The organism is Cellulomonas fimi (genome assembly GCF_012952065.1).
GTDB classification, from domain to species: Bacteria; Actinomycetota; Actinomycetes; order Actinomycetales; family Cellulomonadaceae; genus Pengzhenrongella; species Pengzhenrongella fimi_A.
Map to the genome: position 1 here is coordinate 1 of NZ_JABCJJ010000044.1, position 13,795 is coordinate 13,795.

Genomic DNA, 13,795 nt, shown 5'->3' on the forward strand with positions numbered 1-13,795 from the left:
AGGCGCCCGCACCGGTGCGCGTGCCCGAGCCCGCAACCGTGGGCGGCGGCACCGGCGGCGGCCAGGGCCCGGGCGGGCTCGGACACGGCGCGGACGACCTGGTCAACCCCGGCGGGGTGACGCCGGGAGCCGGCAGCGGCTCGGGGTCCGGTGGCGGGACGGAAGCGCCCACCGGTGGCGGCTCGTCCGGAGGTAGTTCCTCCGCCGGTACTGGTGGCTCCGGCACGCCGAGCGGGACGCCGAGCGCTGGAGGCGGCGGTTCGACACCGAACGGCGGTCCCGGGCATGGCACAGGCGGTATCGCTGGCTCTGACAGTCCGGTACCTGGCTCCTCGGCGAACGACTCACTTCCGGATCGCCACGCGGAAACACCCGCGCATGAGCCCACCGACCCTCCGCCGATCGATGATGGACCTCCGCTCGCGACGCCTGATGGTCAGCCTGGCCGGGTTGCGATCGATGTCGGGGGGGAACCGCACGTCATCAATACTCGAGACGACCTGATCGCACATCAAAGGACCTTCGAGGACGCCCTCTCCCACGAACTCGACAAGCGCGGACTGAGCTCGGAAGCGTTCACCGACCTGGTGAGTACGCCACTGCACCAGCTTGACTCGGGGCAGATCGACCTCCTTCTCGAGATCCGTCAGGCCACGCCTTCTGTCGTGGCTGACGACGTCCTGCAGAAGCTTCTTCAGCCTCAAGACGCGCGGGCGATCCTCGGGGATGAACGATTCTTGGAACTCGGCGGGCAGAGCCTCAACGACTACTTGGGCGACAAGGAGGGAACCGTCAGCCGCACTCTCGGCGGCTTCGTCGCCCGGGCGGCGGACGTGATCCGCCTCGACACGACCGCGCTGTTCGACAAGCTGGGCCTCGGATACACCTCGAGCACGTTCCGGGCGGGGGACCCGATGTTCGGGATCCGAGTCCGCGCAGGTGACGCTGGTGACGCGCTCGGTTCGTTGCGCGTCCCTGATGACGTCCTCCAGGCGATGCGGCAACTGCCGCCGGAGATCCGACAGCTGGATGAAGGCATTCGACCGGACGCTGTTCGTGCTTGGTTCGCGGAGAATCACCCGGGGCTCGCGGGCGTGGCCGACTGGGCGCTCGACGACTCCAATCTCTTCCGAGGCAACGGGTTCGGCGGGTCGGGGGCGAGCTTTGCACCGGAGTTCCGGTTCGGGAAAGCCTTCGACATCCCCGAGGGGGCTGAGCTGTGGCGCATTGCTCCCGATGGGTCTCAGCAGGTCGCTGCCGTGTTCCGCGACGACGAGTGGCGAGTTGTCATCGAGCAACCGGTGGAGTCCCCGTGAGAGCGGGCTCCTACGCGGAGTACGAGAACGAGATCTACGAGTGCGGGGCACTCAGCAAGCCGATGGTCCGGCTGTTTGCGGAGGAACGCGCTCCGAGGCCAGGTTTCGAGCTCGACCGGTGGGGTCGGTGGACCAGACTGGTCGATCGGAGAGAAGTATCGAGACTCTTTCGAGTCCGCACGACCGCGTCGTGGAGGGGCTGGCAAGCCGAGGTCGAACGATTCGCCGATGACGCGAGCGCCGAGATCTATGTCGATGGATACAGCCAGCCCCCCCTCGCCAGTCCGCCACCAATGAAGCCGATACCTCCGCACGAACTTGGTCTGAGGCAGATCGACAAGAACATCTGGCGCGGGGTCGTGCCGGTCCGCGACCTCGAAAACATCAGTGAGGTCGTCGAGGAAGTTCCGCTGTGATCCGAGCCGACCGAACGACTCGTGGACCAGAGTTGTCGAGCAACCGCTGGAACGGTGATGAGAGCTGGGTACTACGCCGAGTTCCGTGGCCGCGAGTACCGGTGCGTCAACCCGTACAAGGCGCTCATTCGCCTCGAGGAAGCCGGCAGCCTTCCGCAGCCCGAGGGATTCGAGCTGGATGCGCGTGGGCGATGGACGCGCCTTGTGGAGCGTGACCAGGTTTCGCGTCGTGTCACGGTGAGGACGGACGCCAGATGGCGTGGCCACGCCGTCGCCGTCGTGCTGGTCGAGGACGACCAGGCGGTGATCCAACAGGAGGGCTGTCCCCCACCGGACGACCCTGAGGTGGTCGCCATCGACAACGGCTGGTGGCAGGCGCCGGTGCCGGTCGCTGAGCTCACGGACGTCGAGTCGCACGAGACCGATCTTCTGCCACAGCCTCGATCATGAGGAGAGCCGGCCGCTACGCCGCCGTCCGCGGCCTCGTGCAGTTGACCACGGCGTTCAAGCTGGCGCGCGGCGATCTTCGAGCTGACGGGCGTCTCCGACCGGCATCGTTGGAATCGAACAACGGGGTGACGTGTGAGCTCCTTCCGTGAACGGCTGCGGCAGCGCAGCGACGAGCTGCGCAGTACCGATCCGGAGCTGAGCTCGGCTCTCCGGTCGGTGGACGGCCTGGTCTGGTACGGCGAGGAGAAGGAGGGATGGCCGTGGCCTGACAGGCAGGTGCGCGCGGTCGCCGCGTCCCGCGCTCAACGGCACGACGATGTCGCCGACCTGTACGCGAACGCAGGCGACGCCGCCTGCGAGGCACCCGAACGCCGCGCGGCAGCCGAGCTCCGTGCTCTGCTCGCCGAGCATGCAAAGACAGACGAGAGCGGCGACGGATGAGAGCCGGTCGCTATGCGATCGTCGACGGTCGCGAGTTCCGCGCGTCATTCTCGTCCAGCAGCGAGCACGTGGCGCTCATCGTGCTCGGCCCGGAAGCGCCCGCCGGGTTCGTCTGGAGGGACACGTGGAGAGGCGGGCACTGGTTTGGCACGGTTCCCCGCGCTTCGTGCTCGCGCCTGTTCGACGTGGCGACGTCCGCCTACTGGCTCGAGAGGTTTCCGGTGTCGATCGAGAACGTCTTCGCCGACGGACGCGCCTCGATCCGCTTCTACCCCGGTGACGGACCACCCGGACCGCCCCCGCGGGACGAGTCCGGGAGATGGATCCTCACGCCTCCGGGACTCAGCATCGACCGGGGCGCGGGTTTCGTCGGTTCGGTGCCGGTCAGCGAGCTGACGAGAGTCCGCGAGGCCGAGCACGAGTTACCCCTGGTACCGCACCACGGCAGCAGTGCGCTTCCCCACCCACCGTGGCTCGATCCCATCGACCAAGCAGAGCCGGCCGGCCGATCGGCTCGTCGCCGCGCTCGTGCGAGGCCGATCCCCAAGAGCCGCGTGGGGACGGGCGGCTACGCCGTGTACCGCGGCGCCATCTACCGCTGCGTCGACCGGCACGCGCACCAGATCCGCCTCGTCGAACCGGTCACCCGTCCCCAGCCCGAGGGTTTCGTCCTCGGCCGTCACGGCGAGTGGACGCGCGTCGTCACGAGGGACGAGCTCACACGCCTCTACTACGTCACCGCGTCCGCCAGGTGGCGGGAGCGCGTCGTCGACGTGGTCGACACCAAGGGCGAGACCGCAGTGATCGAGGTGTCGACCGACCCGCTTCACGACCAGCCCCGGTTCGCGGCGACCGACGAGGGCCGGTGGCGAGCTCGCGTCCCGGTGCACGAGCTGACAGACCTGGTGGAGCTGGAGAGGGACGTGGAGCTCCGCGACCGACGCGGCGCCCACTGAGCGCTCCAGCTGCGGCGGCCACTCACGTGCGCGCGGACGCACTCGTCGCTCGGCGCGGATGCATGCCAAGATCGGCCCGCGCGATGATCGCCGGGCGCGGCCGGAGCGGCGCTCGAGAAGTGCCCCGGTGGGTCTCGTGAGGATCGGCACAGGATGTGCCGACGGCATGGAGGGGGCAGGTCGAGCATGACGGTCCGTCACGCGGGGTCCTGCGGCGTGTGCGCAGCCGTGATCCCGGACGGCTCCGACGTCTGCCCGCGCTGCGGCGTCCGGGTGGCACCGCCCTCGGCGCCGCCGGAGACCACCGACCTGCCGACCCTGCTCGCCGGCGCAGTGCGCGCCGGATCCGGTCCACGCGTGGGCGCCGTCCTGCTCGATGTCGTCGTCGGGGTGCTGCTCGCCGTGCCGCTCGTCGTGGGTTTGCTTCGCGGCCCCGGCGACGACGCCCTTGCCACCGCGCTCGCGGTGGTCGGCGCGGTGCTCCTCGTGGCGTACGTCGTGACCACCTGGGTGATGCACGCGCGCACCGGCCGCACCCTCGGGCGGCTCGCGCTCGGCCTGCGCACCGTGGACCTCTTCACCGGGCTGCCGCTCGGGCTGGCGCGGGGACCCGTGGGGCGCTGGGCGGACGCCGTCGTGCTCGACGTCCGGTCGGGCCGCGACCCGGCGCGCACCGTGCCCGACGCCGCACTCCGGCCGCTCGCCGCCATCGCGACCGACGGCTACCGGCCTCCCACGAGCCCCGCCCCCGCAGCAGCTCCGGCTCCCGCGCCACTCGCACCGCAGCCGCCGGCGGGCCCTGCGTTCGCTCCAACCCCCGCTGCCCTTCCCGCGCCGCCCGCCGCAGCCGGCTCAGGCGCCGGTTCGAGCGCCGGCGCCGCGGGGTGGACGCCCCCGCCGCCGGTCGCGCCGATCCCGGCCACCCCGACCACCCCCTGGACCCCGGGCGCTGTGGTCGTCGCCATCGACGACGGCCAGCGGTTCGAGATCCGCGGCACCGCGCTGGTCGGCCGCAATCCGCAGCCCGCCCCCGACGAGCAGGTGCACGTGCTCATCCCTCTCAACGACCTCTCGCGCTCGGTGTCGAAGACCCACGCATCGCTGCGCTGGGACGGCACGGTGCTGTGGGTCGCCGACCGCGGCTCGACCAACGGGACGCGCGTCGTCGACCCGACCGGGGCCCGTACCCCCGTCGGCATGCACGGTGAGCAGTCCGTGCACCCCGGAAGCCGCATCGAGCTCGGCGACCGCACAGTGACGGTCGAGGTCCCGGCGGGCTCCTACCCGACGGGCTCCCACCCGACCCACGGAAGGCCGGCATGAGCGTCCCGCACCCCGCGATCGACCGGTCCGACGCGTCGATCGTCGTCACCGAGACGCGCGCCGACGTCGCGTACCTGAGCGAGGCGCGCGCCGACCTGCTGCTCCAGGCGAGCGCGGCCGGCCGGTCCGTCGTCCTGGTCAGCGACGAGGTCACGCGCCTCACCTACCCGATGCGCCAGGCCCTGCAGGACGCCGGCGGCCACTGGGTGGTCCGCGAGCTCGGTGGCACCCTGCGCGACGGCCTCGACGGGCGGCGCCTGGACTCCGTCGCCGACACCGTCACGCGCGGCCCGCTGACCCACGCCGACGACGTCGCGGTCCGCTACCTGCGCCCCGACAAGCCGGAGGCGGTCCAGCTGATCGTGTCGCAGTCGGTCCGGCACAAGGCGACCGAGACGACCGTGCTCGGCGGCACGGCCGAGCTCCTCGCCGAGGAGCTCACGGGCGCGGCACCGACCGGCTGGGGCGCGCACGAGCCCGCCGTCGTCCGCTGGGACCGCACGCGCCTGACCGAGCTCAGCCGCACGCGCATGCCGAACGAGACGACCGTGATGGTCGCGGGCTCGGTCGCGCGCCCGCTCATCGGCACGATCCGCACGGTCCGCACCGCCGCCGGGCTCGAGGAGACCACCCAGCTGGTGCTCGGCGTCGGCGGTCCGGGCAGCGACGAGGCGCGGGCCGTGGTCGAGCGGCTCCCGGAGGTGTTCGCGAGCCTCGCGACGCACCACATGCCGCTGTTCGGCCTCGTCATGGCCCGCACCGGCCGCCGCGACCTCACCTTCCCGTCTTTGCTCGAGGCGCCGCCGTCGCCGCTCGCGATGGTGATCGGCCCGGCGGGCGTCCGCGAGCTCGGCCTCGACGTCGCCGACCTGGCCGACCGGCTCGGCGCGCGCGTGCTCGGCCGCCCGCGGATCCCGGGCCTGTACTTCCCGCTCGGCACGTTCGACACCCCCGGCTGGCCCGCGTTCGACGCGGTCCTCGAGGCGATCGGGCCCGAGCGCGTCCGCGCGGTGCTCGGCGCGGCCGGCGGCCCGATCGAGGGGGTGCTGCGTGCCCCGCGACCATGACGCGATCCTGCTCGAGTCGGTCCGGGTCCACCGCGCCCGGCTTCGCGCAGCGTTCCTGCACGGCGACCTGCTGGCCCGCCGGACCACCAACGACAACGTGCGCCGGTTCGTCGGCAGCACGGTGATCGCCGCGGTCATCTCCGCGGGCTTCGCCGGCTACTCCTTCTACCAGGCCAACGCCGGCTCCCTCCGGGGCGGGGTCAGCCCGGCTGCCGTCAGCCCGGCCGCCGTCAGCCCCGCCGCGACCAGCCCGTCGGTCACCCAGGAGGCCGCCCCGTGAGCCGCTTCACCCGCCTGACGCTCGTCGGGTCGCAGCGGCGCGCCGAGGTCGTCGTCCCCTCCGACGAGGGCTTCGCGGCGATGCTCCCCCAGCTCCTCGACCTGCTCGACGAGCGCTCGGACGTCACGCCGCGCGCGGTCACGCTCGTCCGCGTCACGGGCGACCAGGTCGACCTCGCGCTCGACTGCGCCGAGCAGGACCTGGCCGACGGCGAGGTGCTGCGCGTCGTGCGCGCCGCGGACGCCCCGCCGCCGCCCGAGGTCGCCGACGTCACGGACGCCACCGCGGAGGAGCTCGCCGTGCGCCCGGGACGCTGGACGGTCCGGACGCGGCAGGCCGTCGCGGCCGGGTTCGTCGGGGTGGCGGCTGCGGTCGCGGGCACGACGCTCGGCCCTGCGATCGACAGCGGCAGCGTGCACGCGGCGGTCCTCGCCGGGGCGGCGCTGCTCGCGCTGCTCGTCGCCGCGCCGCTGGGCCGCGTCGGCCGCCGCTACGCGGGACTGGTGCTGACGGCAGCCGCCGTCGGCCTCGCCGTGCCGATCGCCCTCGCTCTCGCCGCCGACGAGGTGCTCGCCGGGGGCGACGCCGGGCGCATCGGCCTCCTGGTCGCCTGGCTCGCGCTCGGGCTGGGCGTCGGGCTCGGCCGGCGCGACCGCGGCGCGCTCGCCGGCGCCGCGCTGGGCGTCACGCTGACGGGGCTCGACCTGCTGCTCGGCCTCGTGCTCCCCACCATCCGGACCGACGCGCTGCTCGCGACCGTCGGCATCGTCGCGTGCGGCCTGCTGCCCTGGTACGCGATGAGCGCCTCGGGCCTCACCGGTCTCGACGACGAGGTGCTCGACGGCGCGACCCCGCAGCGCACGCGGGTGCGCGTCACGCTCGACGACGCCTACCGCGCGCTCACGTGGAGCACGGTCGCGGTCGCCGTCACGGTCGCCCTCGCGACGATCGGCCTGCTCGGATCGGGGTCCGACCTCGCGCGCGCCCTCGCGCTCGTGGTCGTCGCGGTGGTCGCGCTGCGGACCCGCACCCTGCCCCTGCGCTGGCAGGTCGTGACGCTCTGGGCCGCGGTCGTGGTCCCGCTCGCGGTCCTCCTGCTCGGCGGTCTGGAGGGCCGCAGCCCGACGCTCGCCGCCGGGCTCGCCGTCGCCGCGGCACTCGTCATGGCGGTCGCGGCCGGGCTCGAGCCCTCGGGCCAGCAGCGCGCGCGCCTGCGCCGGCTCGGCGACCTCGTCGAGCTCCTGGGCGTCCTCGCGATCCTCCCGCTCCTGCTCGGCGTCTTCGGCGTCTACGGCGACCTGCTCAGGACGTTCTGATGGCCCGGTGGCTGCGTCCGGCCGGCACGGCGCTGCGGATCGCCGTCGGCGGCTCGACCTCGCTCGCGCGCGACCTCGCGGCGGCGGACGACGGGCTGCGGCTCCCCGTCTCGACCAGCCGGCGCATCGCCGTCGTCCAGGTGGACGGGGGAGCGGGCGCGACGACGCTCGTCGTCCGTGTCGGCACTGCGCTGGCCCGACGCCGTCGCGGGGCGGGGGTCCTCGCCGTGGACGCCGCGCGGGGCCCGGCCGCACTCGCCTCGGCCGCACGGGTCGACAGCCCGCTCAGCCTCGCGCAGAGCCGCTCCCGGACGTCGGGCGTCGTGACCGCCGCCCAGGCGCGCGCTGCGGTCCCCCGCAGCGCCGCCGGGCTCGCCGTCCTCGGTGCGGGCACCGCGGAGCACGAGGGCTGGCCGGCGCCGTTCGAGGCGTGGCGGTCCGCCGTCGACCCCGTCGCCCGCTTCTTCGACGTCGTCGTGACCGACTGGGGCGTGCGCGGGGACGACGCCGAGCTCGCGCAGGTCGCCGAGGCGCACCACGTCGTCGTGGTCGTGTCGCGAACCGACCGGGGGAACGCCGAGCGGGCGCTGCACCTCGCGGGGCGCGCGGTCGCGCTCGGCGCCGCCCGGGTCGCGATGGTGCTGACGGACGTCGGCGGCACCGGCGGCGCGACGGACGAGCTCCTCCGTCGTCAGCTCGCCGACCGCGCCGACGTCCCCGTGCTCACCGTGCCGCACGAGCCGCTCGCCCCGGGCCGGCCGCTCGCCGTCGCCACCCGCCGCGCGTACGCCGGGGTCGGGGCGCGGCTCGTCGCGCTCAGCCGGGAGACCGGCCAGGTGGCCCGCCCCGCCGCTCCCCCCGCCGCCCACGCGGTCGTCGAGCCCGGACGGCGGCGGCGGACGTGACCCTGCGCCTCGTGCACCGGCCCGCGCGCGTCGTCCGGCCGCTGCAGCCACCGCCGCGCGTCGACCTCGCGCCGCCGCCCCAGCTCAACGACAGCGCGGGCGGGACGCCGCTCCAGTCCCTGTTCCCCGTCGTCGGCGCCATCGGCTCGATGACCATGATGATGGTGCTGCGCAACAACCCGCTGTTCGTCATGGTGGGCGTGCTCATCCTCGTCATCGCGATCGTCGGCGGGGTCGGCATGGCGCTGAGCCAGCGCGGCTCGGCGGCCCGCTCGCGCCGGACCCAGCGCGAGCGCTACCTGGACCACCTCGAGACGGTCCGCGGCGAGCTGCGCGCCGCCGAGCAGGGCGCGCGCGACGCCGGCCGGGTCGTCCACCCCGACCCGAGCGCGCTCGTCGACGTCGTCCGCGACCCGGCCCGCCGGTGGGAGCGGAGACGGACCGACCCCGACTTCCTCGAGCTGCGCGTCGGCGTCGGCGACCGCCCGTGGCTGGGCCTCACGCTGCCGCCGGACCCGAACCCCACCCAGCCGTTCGACCCCGCCATGGCCGCCGAGGCCGCCGCGGTCGTGCGGCGCTACGAGCGGGTCAGCGAGATGCCGGTGACCGTCCCGCTCGACCGCGTGGGCGAGGTCGCCGTCGTCGGGCCGCGCGAGCAGTGCCTCGCGGTCGCGCGCGCCCTCGTCGCCCAGGCCACCGCGCTGCACGCGCCCGACGACCTCGGGCTCGCGGTCGCGTTCCCCGCCGAGCGCGTCGCCGACTGGGCGGCCCTGGGCGGGCTGCCGCACCTGGTCGACGACGAGCTCTTCGACGGTCCCGCCGCCGCACGCCGGGTGGCGGCCGACCTCCCCGGCCTCGTCCGCGTGATCGGCCCCGACCTCGTCGCCCGGGCGCAGTCCGCCGCCCAGGCGCGACGCGGCATGGGCGGGGAGGTCGCGCGGTACGGCCCGCGCCTGCTCGTGCTCGCGGACGAGCACGGTCAGGTCGCCGGCCGGCTGCCGGGCCCCGACGCCGCGCTCGGCCTCACCGACCTCGGCGTGACCGTGGTGCACCTGCTCAGCGACCGCCTGCACGAGCCGTCGGACGTCTCCGTCCGGCTCACGGTCGACGACCGCGGCGTCGTCACGGTCGAGGACCTGCGCGCGGGTGACGCCGGCGCCGCGGCGGGCGGCGCGACCCCGGTCGAGGCCGTCGTCGACCTCGTGCCGCCCGCACTGCTCACCGGGCTCGCTCGCACCCTCGCGCCGCTGCGCCTGACCGCCGCGTCCGCGGACGAGGCGGCCCAGGCGTCGAGCGTCGGCGTCAACGACCTGCTCGGGGTGGCCGACGTCACCGCGATCGAGCTCGGCCGCACGTGGCAGTCGCGCTCGACCCGGGACTTCCTGCGCGTGCCCATCGGGGTCGACGACGCCGGCGGCACCGTGCTGCTCGACCTCAAGGAGTCGGCGCAGCTCGGCATGGGTCCGCACGGCCTGTGCGTCGGCGCGACGGGGTCGGGCAAGAGCGAGATGCTCCGCACGCTCGTCGCCGCGCTCGCGATCTCGCACCCGCCCGAGGACCTGTCGATGATCCTCGTGGACTACAAGGGCGGCGCGGCGTTCGCCCCCTTCGCGACGCTCCCCCACGTCGCCGGGATCATCGACAACCTGGCCGACGACGCCGGGCTGACCGAGCGGGCGCGCGCGAGCATCGCGGGCGAGGTCGTCCGCCGCCAGCAGGTGCTGCGCGACGCCGGGAGCTCACCCTCGATCACGCACTACCGCGAGCTGCGGCGAGAGCGTCCCGACCTGCCGCCGCTGCCGCACCTGCTGCTCGTCATCGACGAGTTCGGCGAGCTGCTGACCGCCGACCCGGACTTCGTCGACCTGCTGCTCACGATCGGGCGGATCGGCCGGTCGATCGGCATGCACCTGCTCCTGTCGAGCCAGCGCATCGAGGCCGGCAAGCTCCGCGGCCTCGAGACGTACCTGTCCTACCGCCTCGGCCTGCGGACGTTCTCCGAGGCCGAGAGCAGCGTCGTGCTCGACACCCCGGACGCGTTCCACCTCCCGGCCGTCCCGGGCTACGGGTACCTCAAGGTCGACACGACCGTGTACCAGCGGTTCCGCGCGGGGTACGTCTCCGGGCCGGTCCAGGTCGAGACCACGCACGAGCCCGACGCCGAGGCCGGGCTGCGTCGTCCGCTCCTGCTGCCCGTGCACCACGGCATCGCCGCCGCGAACGGGCTCGACCGTCCGGGCGCGTCGGGCGAGCCCGAGCTCGTCCGCCCCTCGACCGGCACGTCGATGGTCGACGTGATCGTCGGCCAGCTCGCCGGCGCGGCCGAGGCCACCCGGCCGGTGTGGCTCCCGCCGCTGCCCCGCCGGGTCGTGCTCGACGACGTGGTGAGCCAGGCAGAGGCCGCCCGCGACGGGCACGGGCAGCGCCACCTCGCCGTCCCGATCGGCCTGCTCGACGACCCCGCGAAGCAGCGGCAGGCGCCGTGGGTGCTCGACCTCACGCGCGCCGGCGGGCACGTCGCGATCATCGGCGCCCCGCAGTCGGGGCGGACCACGATGCTGTGGACGATCGCCGCGAGCCTCGCGCTCACGCACACGCCGCGGCAGGTCGCGGTGTACGGCATGGACCTCGCGGGCGGCGGCCTCGGCCGGATCGAGGGCTTCCCGCACGTCGGCGGCGTCGCGACCCGGAGCAGCCGCGACCGCCTGCGCCGGCTGCTCGAGGAGCTGCACGGCATGCTCGCGCACCGCGAGCGCGTGTTCGCCGAGCACGGGATCGACTCGCTCGCGATGCTGCGCGCGCGGCACGCGGCCGGGTCGGTCCCCGAGCTCGCCGCGGCGGACGTCGTGCTGCTGGTCGACGGCGTCGGCGCGGTCCGGTCGGACTACGAGGAGCTCGACGAGCCGCTCACGCACCTGCTCCAGCGCGGCGGCGGCTTCGGCATCCACGTCGTGACGGCGATGACGCGCTGGAACGAGCTGCGGATGAACACCCAGCCGCTCGTCGGCACGCGCGTCGAGCTGCGCCTCAACGACCCGGCCGACTCGACCATCGCGCGCAAGCTCGCCGCGACCCTGCGCGCCGACCAGCCCGGCCGGGTGCTGACCGACGAGAACCTGTTCGCGCAGGTCGCGCTCCCCGTGGTCAGCGGCGGCGGGTCCGATGCCGAGTCGGTGGGCGCGGGGCTCGAGGACCTGGCACGCCGCTCGACCGAGGCCTGGGGCGGCCCGGCGGCACCCCCGATCCGGCTGCTGCCCGAGGACCTCGACCCCGCCACGCTGCCCGACCCGCTCGACGAGCCCGACCTGCTGCCCATCGGCCTGCGCCAGGACACCATGGGGCCGGCCCTGCTCGACCTGCCCGGACGCGACCAGCACCTGCTCGTGCTCGGCGACACGCGCAGCGGGAAGACGACCCTGCTCCGCGGCATCGTCGCCGGCCTGGTCGACCGCGCGACCCCCGAGGAGCTCGTCGTCGCGCTCTACGACGTGCGCGGCGGGCTCGCCGACGCCTGCCCCGAGGACTACCTCGGCGGCGTCGCGACGAGCGGCCCGCTCGCGTCGAGCCTCTCGGCGGCGATCGCGGCCGAGCTCGACAAGCGCACCGGCCTCGGCGGCCCGGGCGGCCGACCGTCCGCGGTCGGCCCGCGCATCGTCGTCGTCGTCGACGACTACGACATCCTGGCGTCGGGCGGCACCGACCCCCTGCGGGCCCTGCTCCCGTACCTCCCCGCCGCGCGCGACCTCCGGCTGCACGTCGTGGTCACGCGGCCCGTCGCGGGTTCGAGCCGCGCGCTCTACGACCCCGTGCTGCAGGCGGTGCGCGACACGGGCGGCAGCGGGTTCCTCATGGCGGGCGAGCGCACCGAGGGGCAGGTCTTCCCCGGCACCTACGCCGAGCAGCTCCCGCCGGGCCGCGGCAAGCTGCTGCGCCGTGGCGAGCGGCCCCACCTCGTCCAGATCGCCCACTTCGAAGGGTCCGTCGTCGATGCCCCGTGAGATCGTCATCCTCAGCCCCACCCCGCCGGACGCCCGCGCGCTCGTCGAGGCGGGCGCTGCGGTGGACCCGGAGCTCGGGCTGCGCAGCCTGAGCGGCGGTGCAATTCACCAGGTGTGCCGCACCGCCGACGACGGCGACCACGCCGTGCTGAGTGTCCACCAGCCCCTCCAGGTCGACAACCTCGAGGAGATCGCCCGGTTGCTGCCCGCCGTCGCACCCCGGCTGACGACCCCGCTGTGGTGGGTCGAGGCACTCGCGCCGTGGGGTGAGCCGGGCCGCACGGGGGTCGCGATCGCCCAGGAGCTCGCGGTGCGGCTGGGCGGCGCGTGCATCGTGCAGGACGGCGAGTAGCGGTGACGGCTCTGCTCGCGCCCGAGGCGGTGCGGTGGCTGACGACGCCCGTGCGGCCCGGCACGCGCGTGGTCGTGGCCGGGGTTGCCGGCGGCGTCGGGACCACGACCGTCGTGGCACTGCTGTGGACGGCGCTCGACGCTGCCCGGCCGGGCGGGGTGGGTGCCGTCGACCACAGCGGCGGAAGCCTTCCCGCGCGACTGGCTGCCGGCACGCACGGCGGGTACGACGCGCTCGGCGGGACCGAGCCCGACCTCGTGCTCCATGACCTGGGCCCGCACGCGCTGACCACGGCAGCCGGCGTGCTCGACGTGCCGGACCAGGTCGTCGTCGTCGTCTGCGGTGCGCACGACGCCGGGCTGCTGGCCGCCCGCGCATCGCTCGGGGGCCTCGCCGAGCGGACGGGGAAGGGGGACGCCGAGCAGTGGGCCGTCGTCGTCCCAGTGGCGGTCGCCGGGCGGTCTGCCCCGCGTGCGCGGCTGCGCGACCGCGCCGTCGAGCTCGGAGTGCGTGCCGCCGTCATGCCGGTGGCACGGGACCGCCGGTTGGCCGCCGGTGGGAGCGTGCCCCCGTGGGGCTCCGCCTCGGAGGTCCACCGGACGGCCGGCGCCCTGGCGGCCGAGGTGGTGCGGTGCGCCCGGTGGGTCGGCGTGACGCAGTGACGACGGCCTCAGGGTCGTCTCCACCCCGCCGCCGTGATGCGTTCCGGGAACTTTGTCCACATCGCCCCGGAGCGGGGGTTCGTCGGTGCCGATTCTCTGCGAGTATCCGTGGCGGGCGGGCGTCGTGTGGTGCCTGCATCGATTCGAGGGGGTTCGGCGTGAAGTTCGCGATGGGTGCGGGTGTGCTGTCGACGTTGACGAGGCGGACGTCGTCGTCGGGTGAGGACCTGGGGGCGTTGGTGCGTGAGCTGGCGCAGGCCGCCGAGCCGCTGCAGGGGAAGTTCAACGGTGCGGGGCGGGCGGCGTTCGACAG

At 74.6% G+C, this 13,795-nt stretch carries 12 protein-coding genes and 1 pseudogene; all 13 read left to right on the forward strand.

Translation table 11 applies throughout. The annotated features are described in order from the left end of the window. Positions 1-1,316, forward strand: a pseudogene (locus HIR71_RS15460) (hypothetical protein); the annotation flags it as partial. Next, the gene (locus HIR71_RS15465) at positions 1,313-1,732 is read left to right on the forward strand and encodes a hypothetical protein (RefSeq protein ID WP_169325969.1); all 420 of its coding nucleotides are present in this window, start codon (positions 1,313-1,315) and stop codon (positions 1,730-1,732) included. The pseudogene HIR71_RS15460 and the gene HIR71_RS15465, both read left to right, overlap by 4 nt. Before the next feature lie 279 nt (positions 1,733-2,011). Beyond that, positions 2,012-2,182 (forward strand): hypothetical protein, encoded by a 171-nt coding sequence (locus HIR71_RS15470; RefSeq protein ID WP_169325970.1) that lies wholly within the window; start codon positions 2,012-2,014, stop codon positions 2,180-2,182. A 132-nt stretch (positions 2,183-2,314) separates the two neighbouring features. Further along, positions 2,315-2,623 carry a hypothetical protein gene (locus tag HIR71_RS15475; protein ID WP_169325971.1) on the forward strand — a complete coding sequence of 103 codons (309 nt, stop codon included), beginning with the start codon at positions 2,315-2,317 and terminating at the stop codon, positions 2,621-2,623. Between the two features lie 185 nt (positions 2,624-2,808). Continuing rightward, positions 2,809-3,579, forward strand: coding sequence for a hypothetical protein (locus HIR71_RS15480; protein ID WP_169325972.1), 771 nt, complete (start codon positions 2,809-2,811; stop codon positions 3,577-3,579). A 186-nt stretch (positions 3,580-3,765) separates the two neighbouring features. Then, positions 3,766-4,902 (forward strand): RDD family protein, encoded by a 1,137-nt coding sequence (locus tag HIR71_RS15485; protein WP_169325973.1) that lies wholly within the window; start codon positions 3,766-3,768, stop codon positions 4,900-4,902. Then, complete coding sequence (locus HIR71_RS15490) at positions 4,899-5,969, forward strand: DUF6177 family protein (RefSeq protein WP_169325974.1); 1,071 nt, start codon at positions 4,899-4,901, stop codon at positions 5,967-5,969. The genes HIR71_RS15485 and HIR71_RS15490 overlap by 4 nt, the downstream gene beginning before the upstream one ends. Continuing rightward, positions 5,953-6,249, forward strand: coding sequence for a hypothetical protein (locus HIR71_RS15495; RefSeq protein WP_169325975.1), 297 nt, complete (start codon positions 5,953-5,955; stop codon positions 6,247-6,249). Before HIR71_RS15490 ends, HIR71_RS15495 begins: the two co-directional genes overlap by 17 nt. Then, entirely contained in the window at positions 6,246-7,565 is a 1,320-nt protein-coding gene (locus HIR71_RS15500) for an EsaB/YukD family protein (RefSeq protein WP_169325976.1), read from the forward strand. The genes HIR71_RS15495 and HIR71_RS15500 overlap by 4 nt, the downstream gene beginning before the upstream one ends. Then, the gene (locus HIR71_RS15505) at positions 7,565-8,470 is read left to right on the forward strand and encodes a hypothetical protein (RefSeq protein WP_169325977.1); all 906 of its coding nucleotides are present in this window, start codon (positions 7,565-7,567) and stop codon (positions 8,468-8,470) included. The genes HIR71_RS15500 and HIR71_RS15505 overlap by 1 nt, the downstream gene beginning before the upstream one ends. Beyond that, positions 8,467-12,468, forward strand: a complete 4,002-nt coding sequence (gene eccCa / locus HIR71_RS15510) for a type VII secretion protein EccCa (RefSeq protein ID WP_169325978.1) — start codon at positions 8,467-8,469, stop codon at positions 12,466-12,468. Before HIR71_RS15505 ends, eccCa begins: the two co-directional genes overlap by 4 nt. After that, a complete protein-coding gene (locus HIR71_RS15515; RefSeq protein WP_169325979.1) occupies positions 12,458-12,820 on the forward strand; it encodes a hypothetical protein in 363 nt (120 codons plus the stop codon). Before eccCa ends, HIR71_RS15515 begins: the two co-directional genes overlap by 11 nt. 2 nt (positions 12,821-12,822) lie before the next feature. Beyond that, complete coding sequence (locus tag HIR71_RS15520) at positions 12,823-13,482, forward strand: hypothetical protein (RefSeq protein WP_169325980.1); 660 nt, start codon at positions 12,823-12,825, stop codon at positions 13,480-13,482. Positions 13,483-13,795 lie beyond the last annotated feature (313 nt).

Coding starts and splice junctions, on each gene's coding strand:
- HIR71_RS15515 (WP_169325979.1), top strand. CDS start 12,458: ATGCCCCGTGAGATCGTCATCCTCAGCCCCACCCCGCCGGACGCCCGC.
- HIR71_RS15490 (WP_169325974.1), top strand. CDS start 4,899: ATGAGCGTCCCGCACCCCGCGATCGACCGGTCCGACGCGTCGATCGTC.
- HIR71_RS15485 (WP_169325973.1), top strand. CDS start 3,766: ATGACGGTCCGTCACGCGGGGTCCTGCGGCGTGTGCGCAGCCGTGATC.
- HIR71_RS15505 (WP_169325977.1), top strand. CDS start 7,565: ATGGCCCGGTGGCTGCGTCCGGCCGGCACGGCGCTGCGGATCGCCGTC.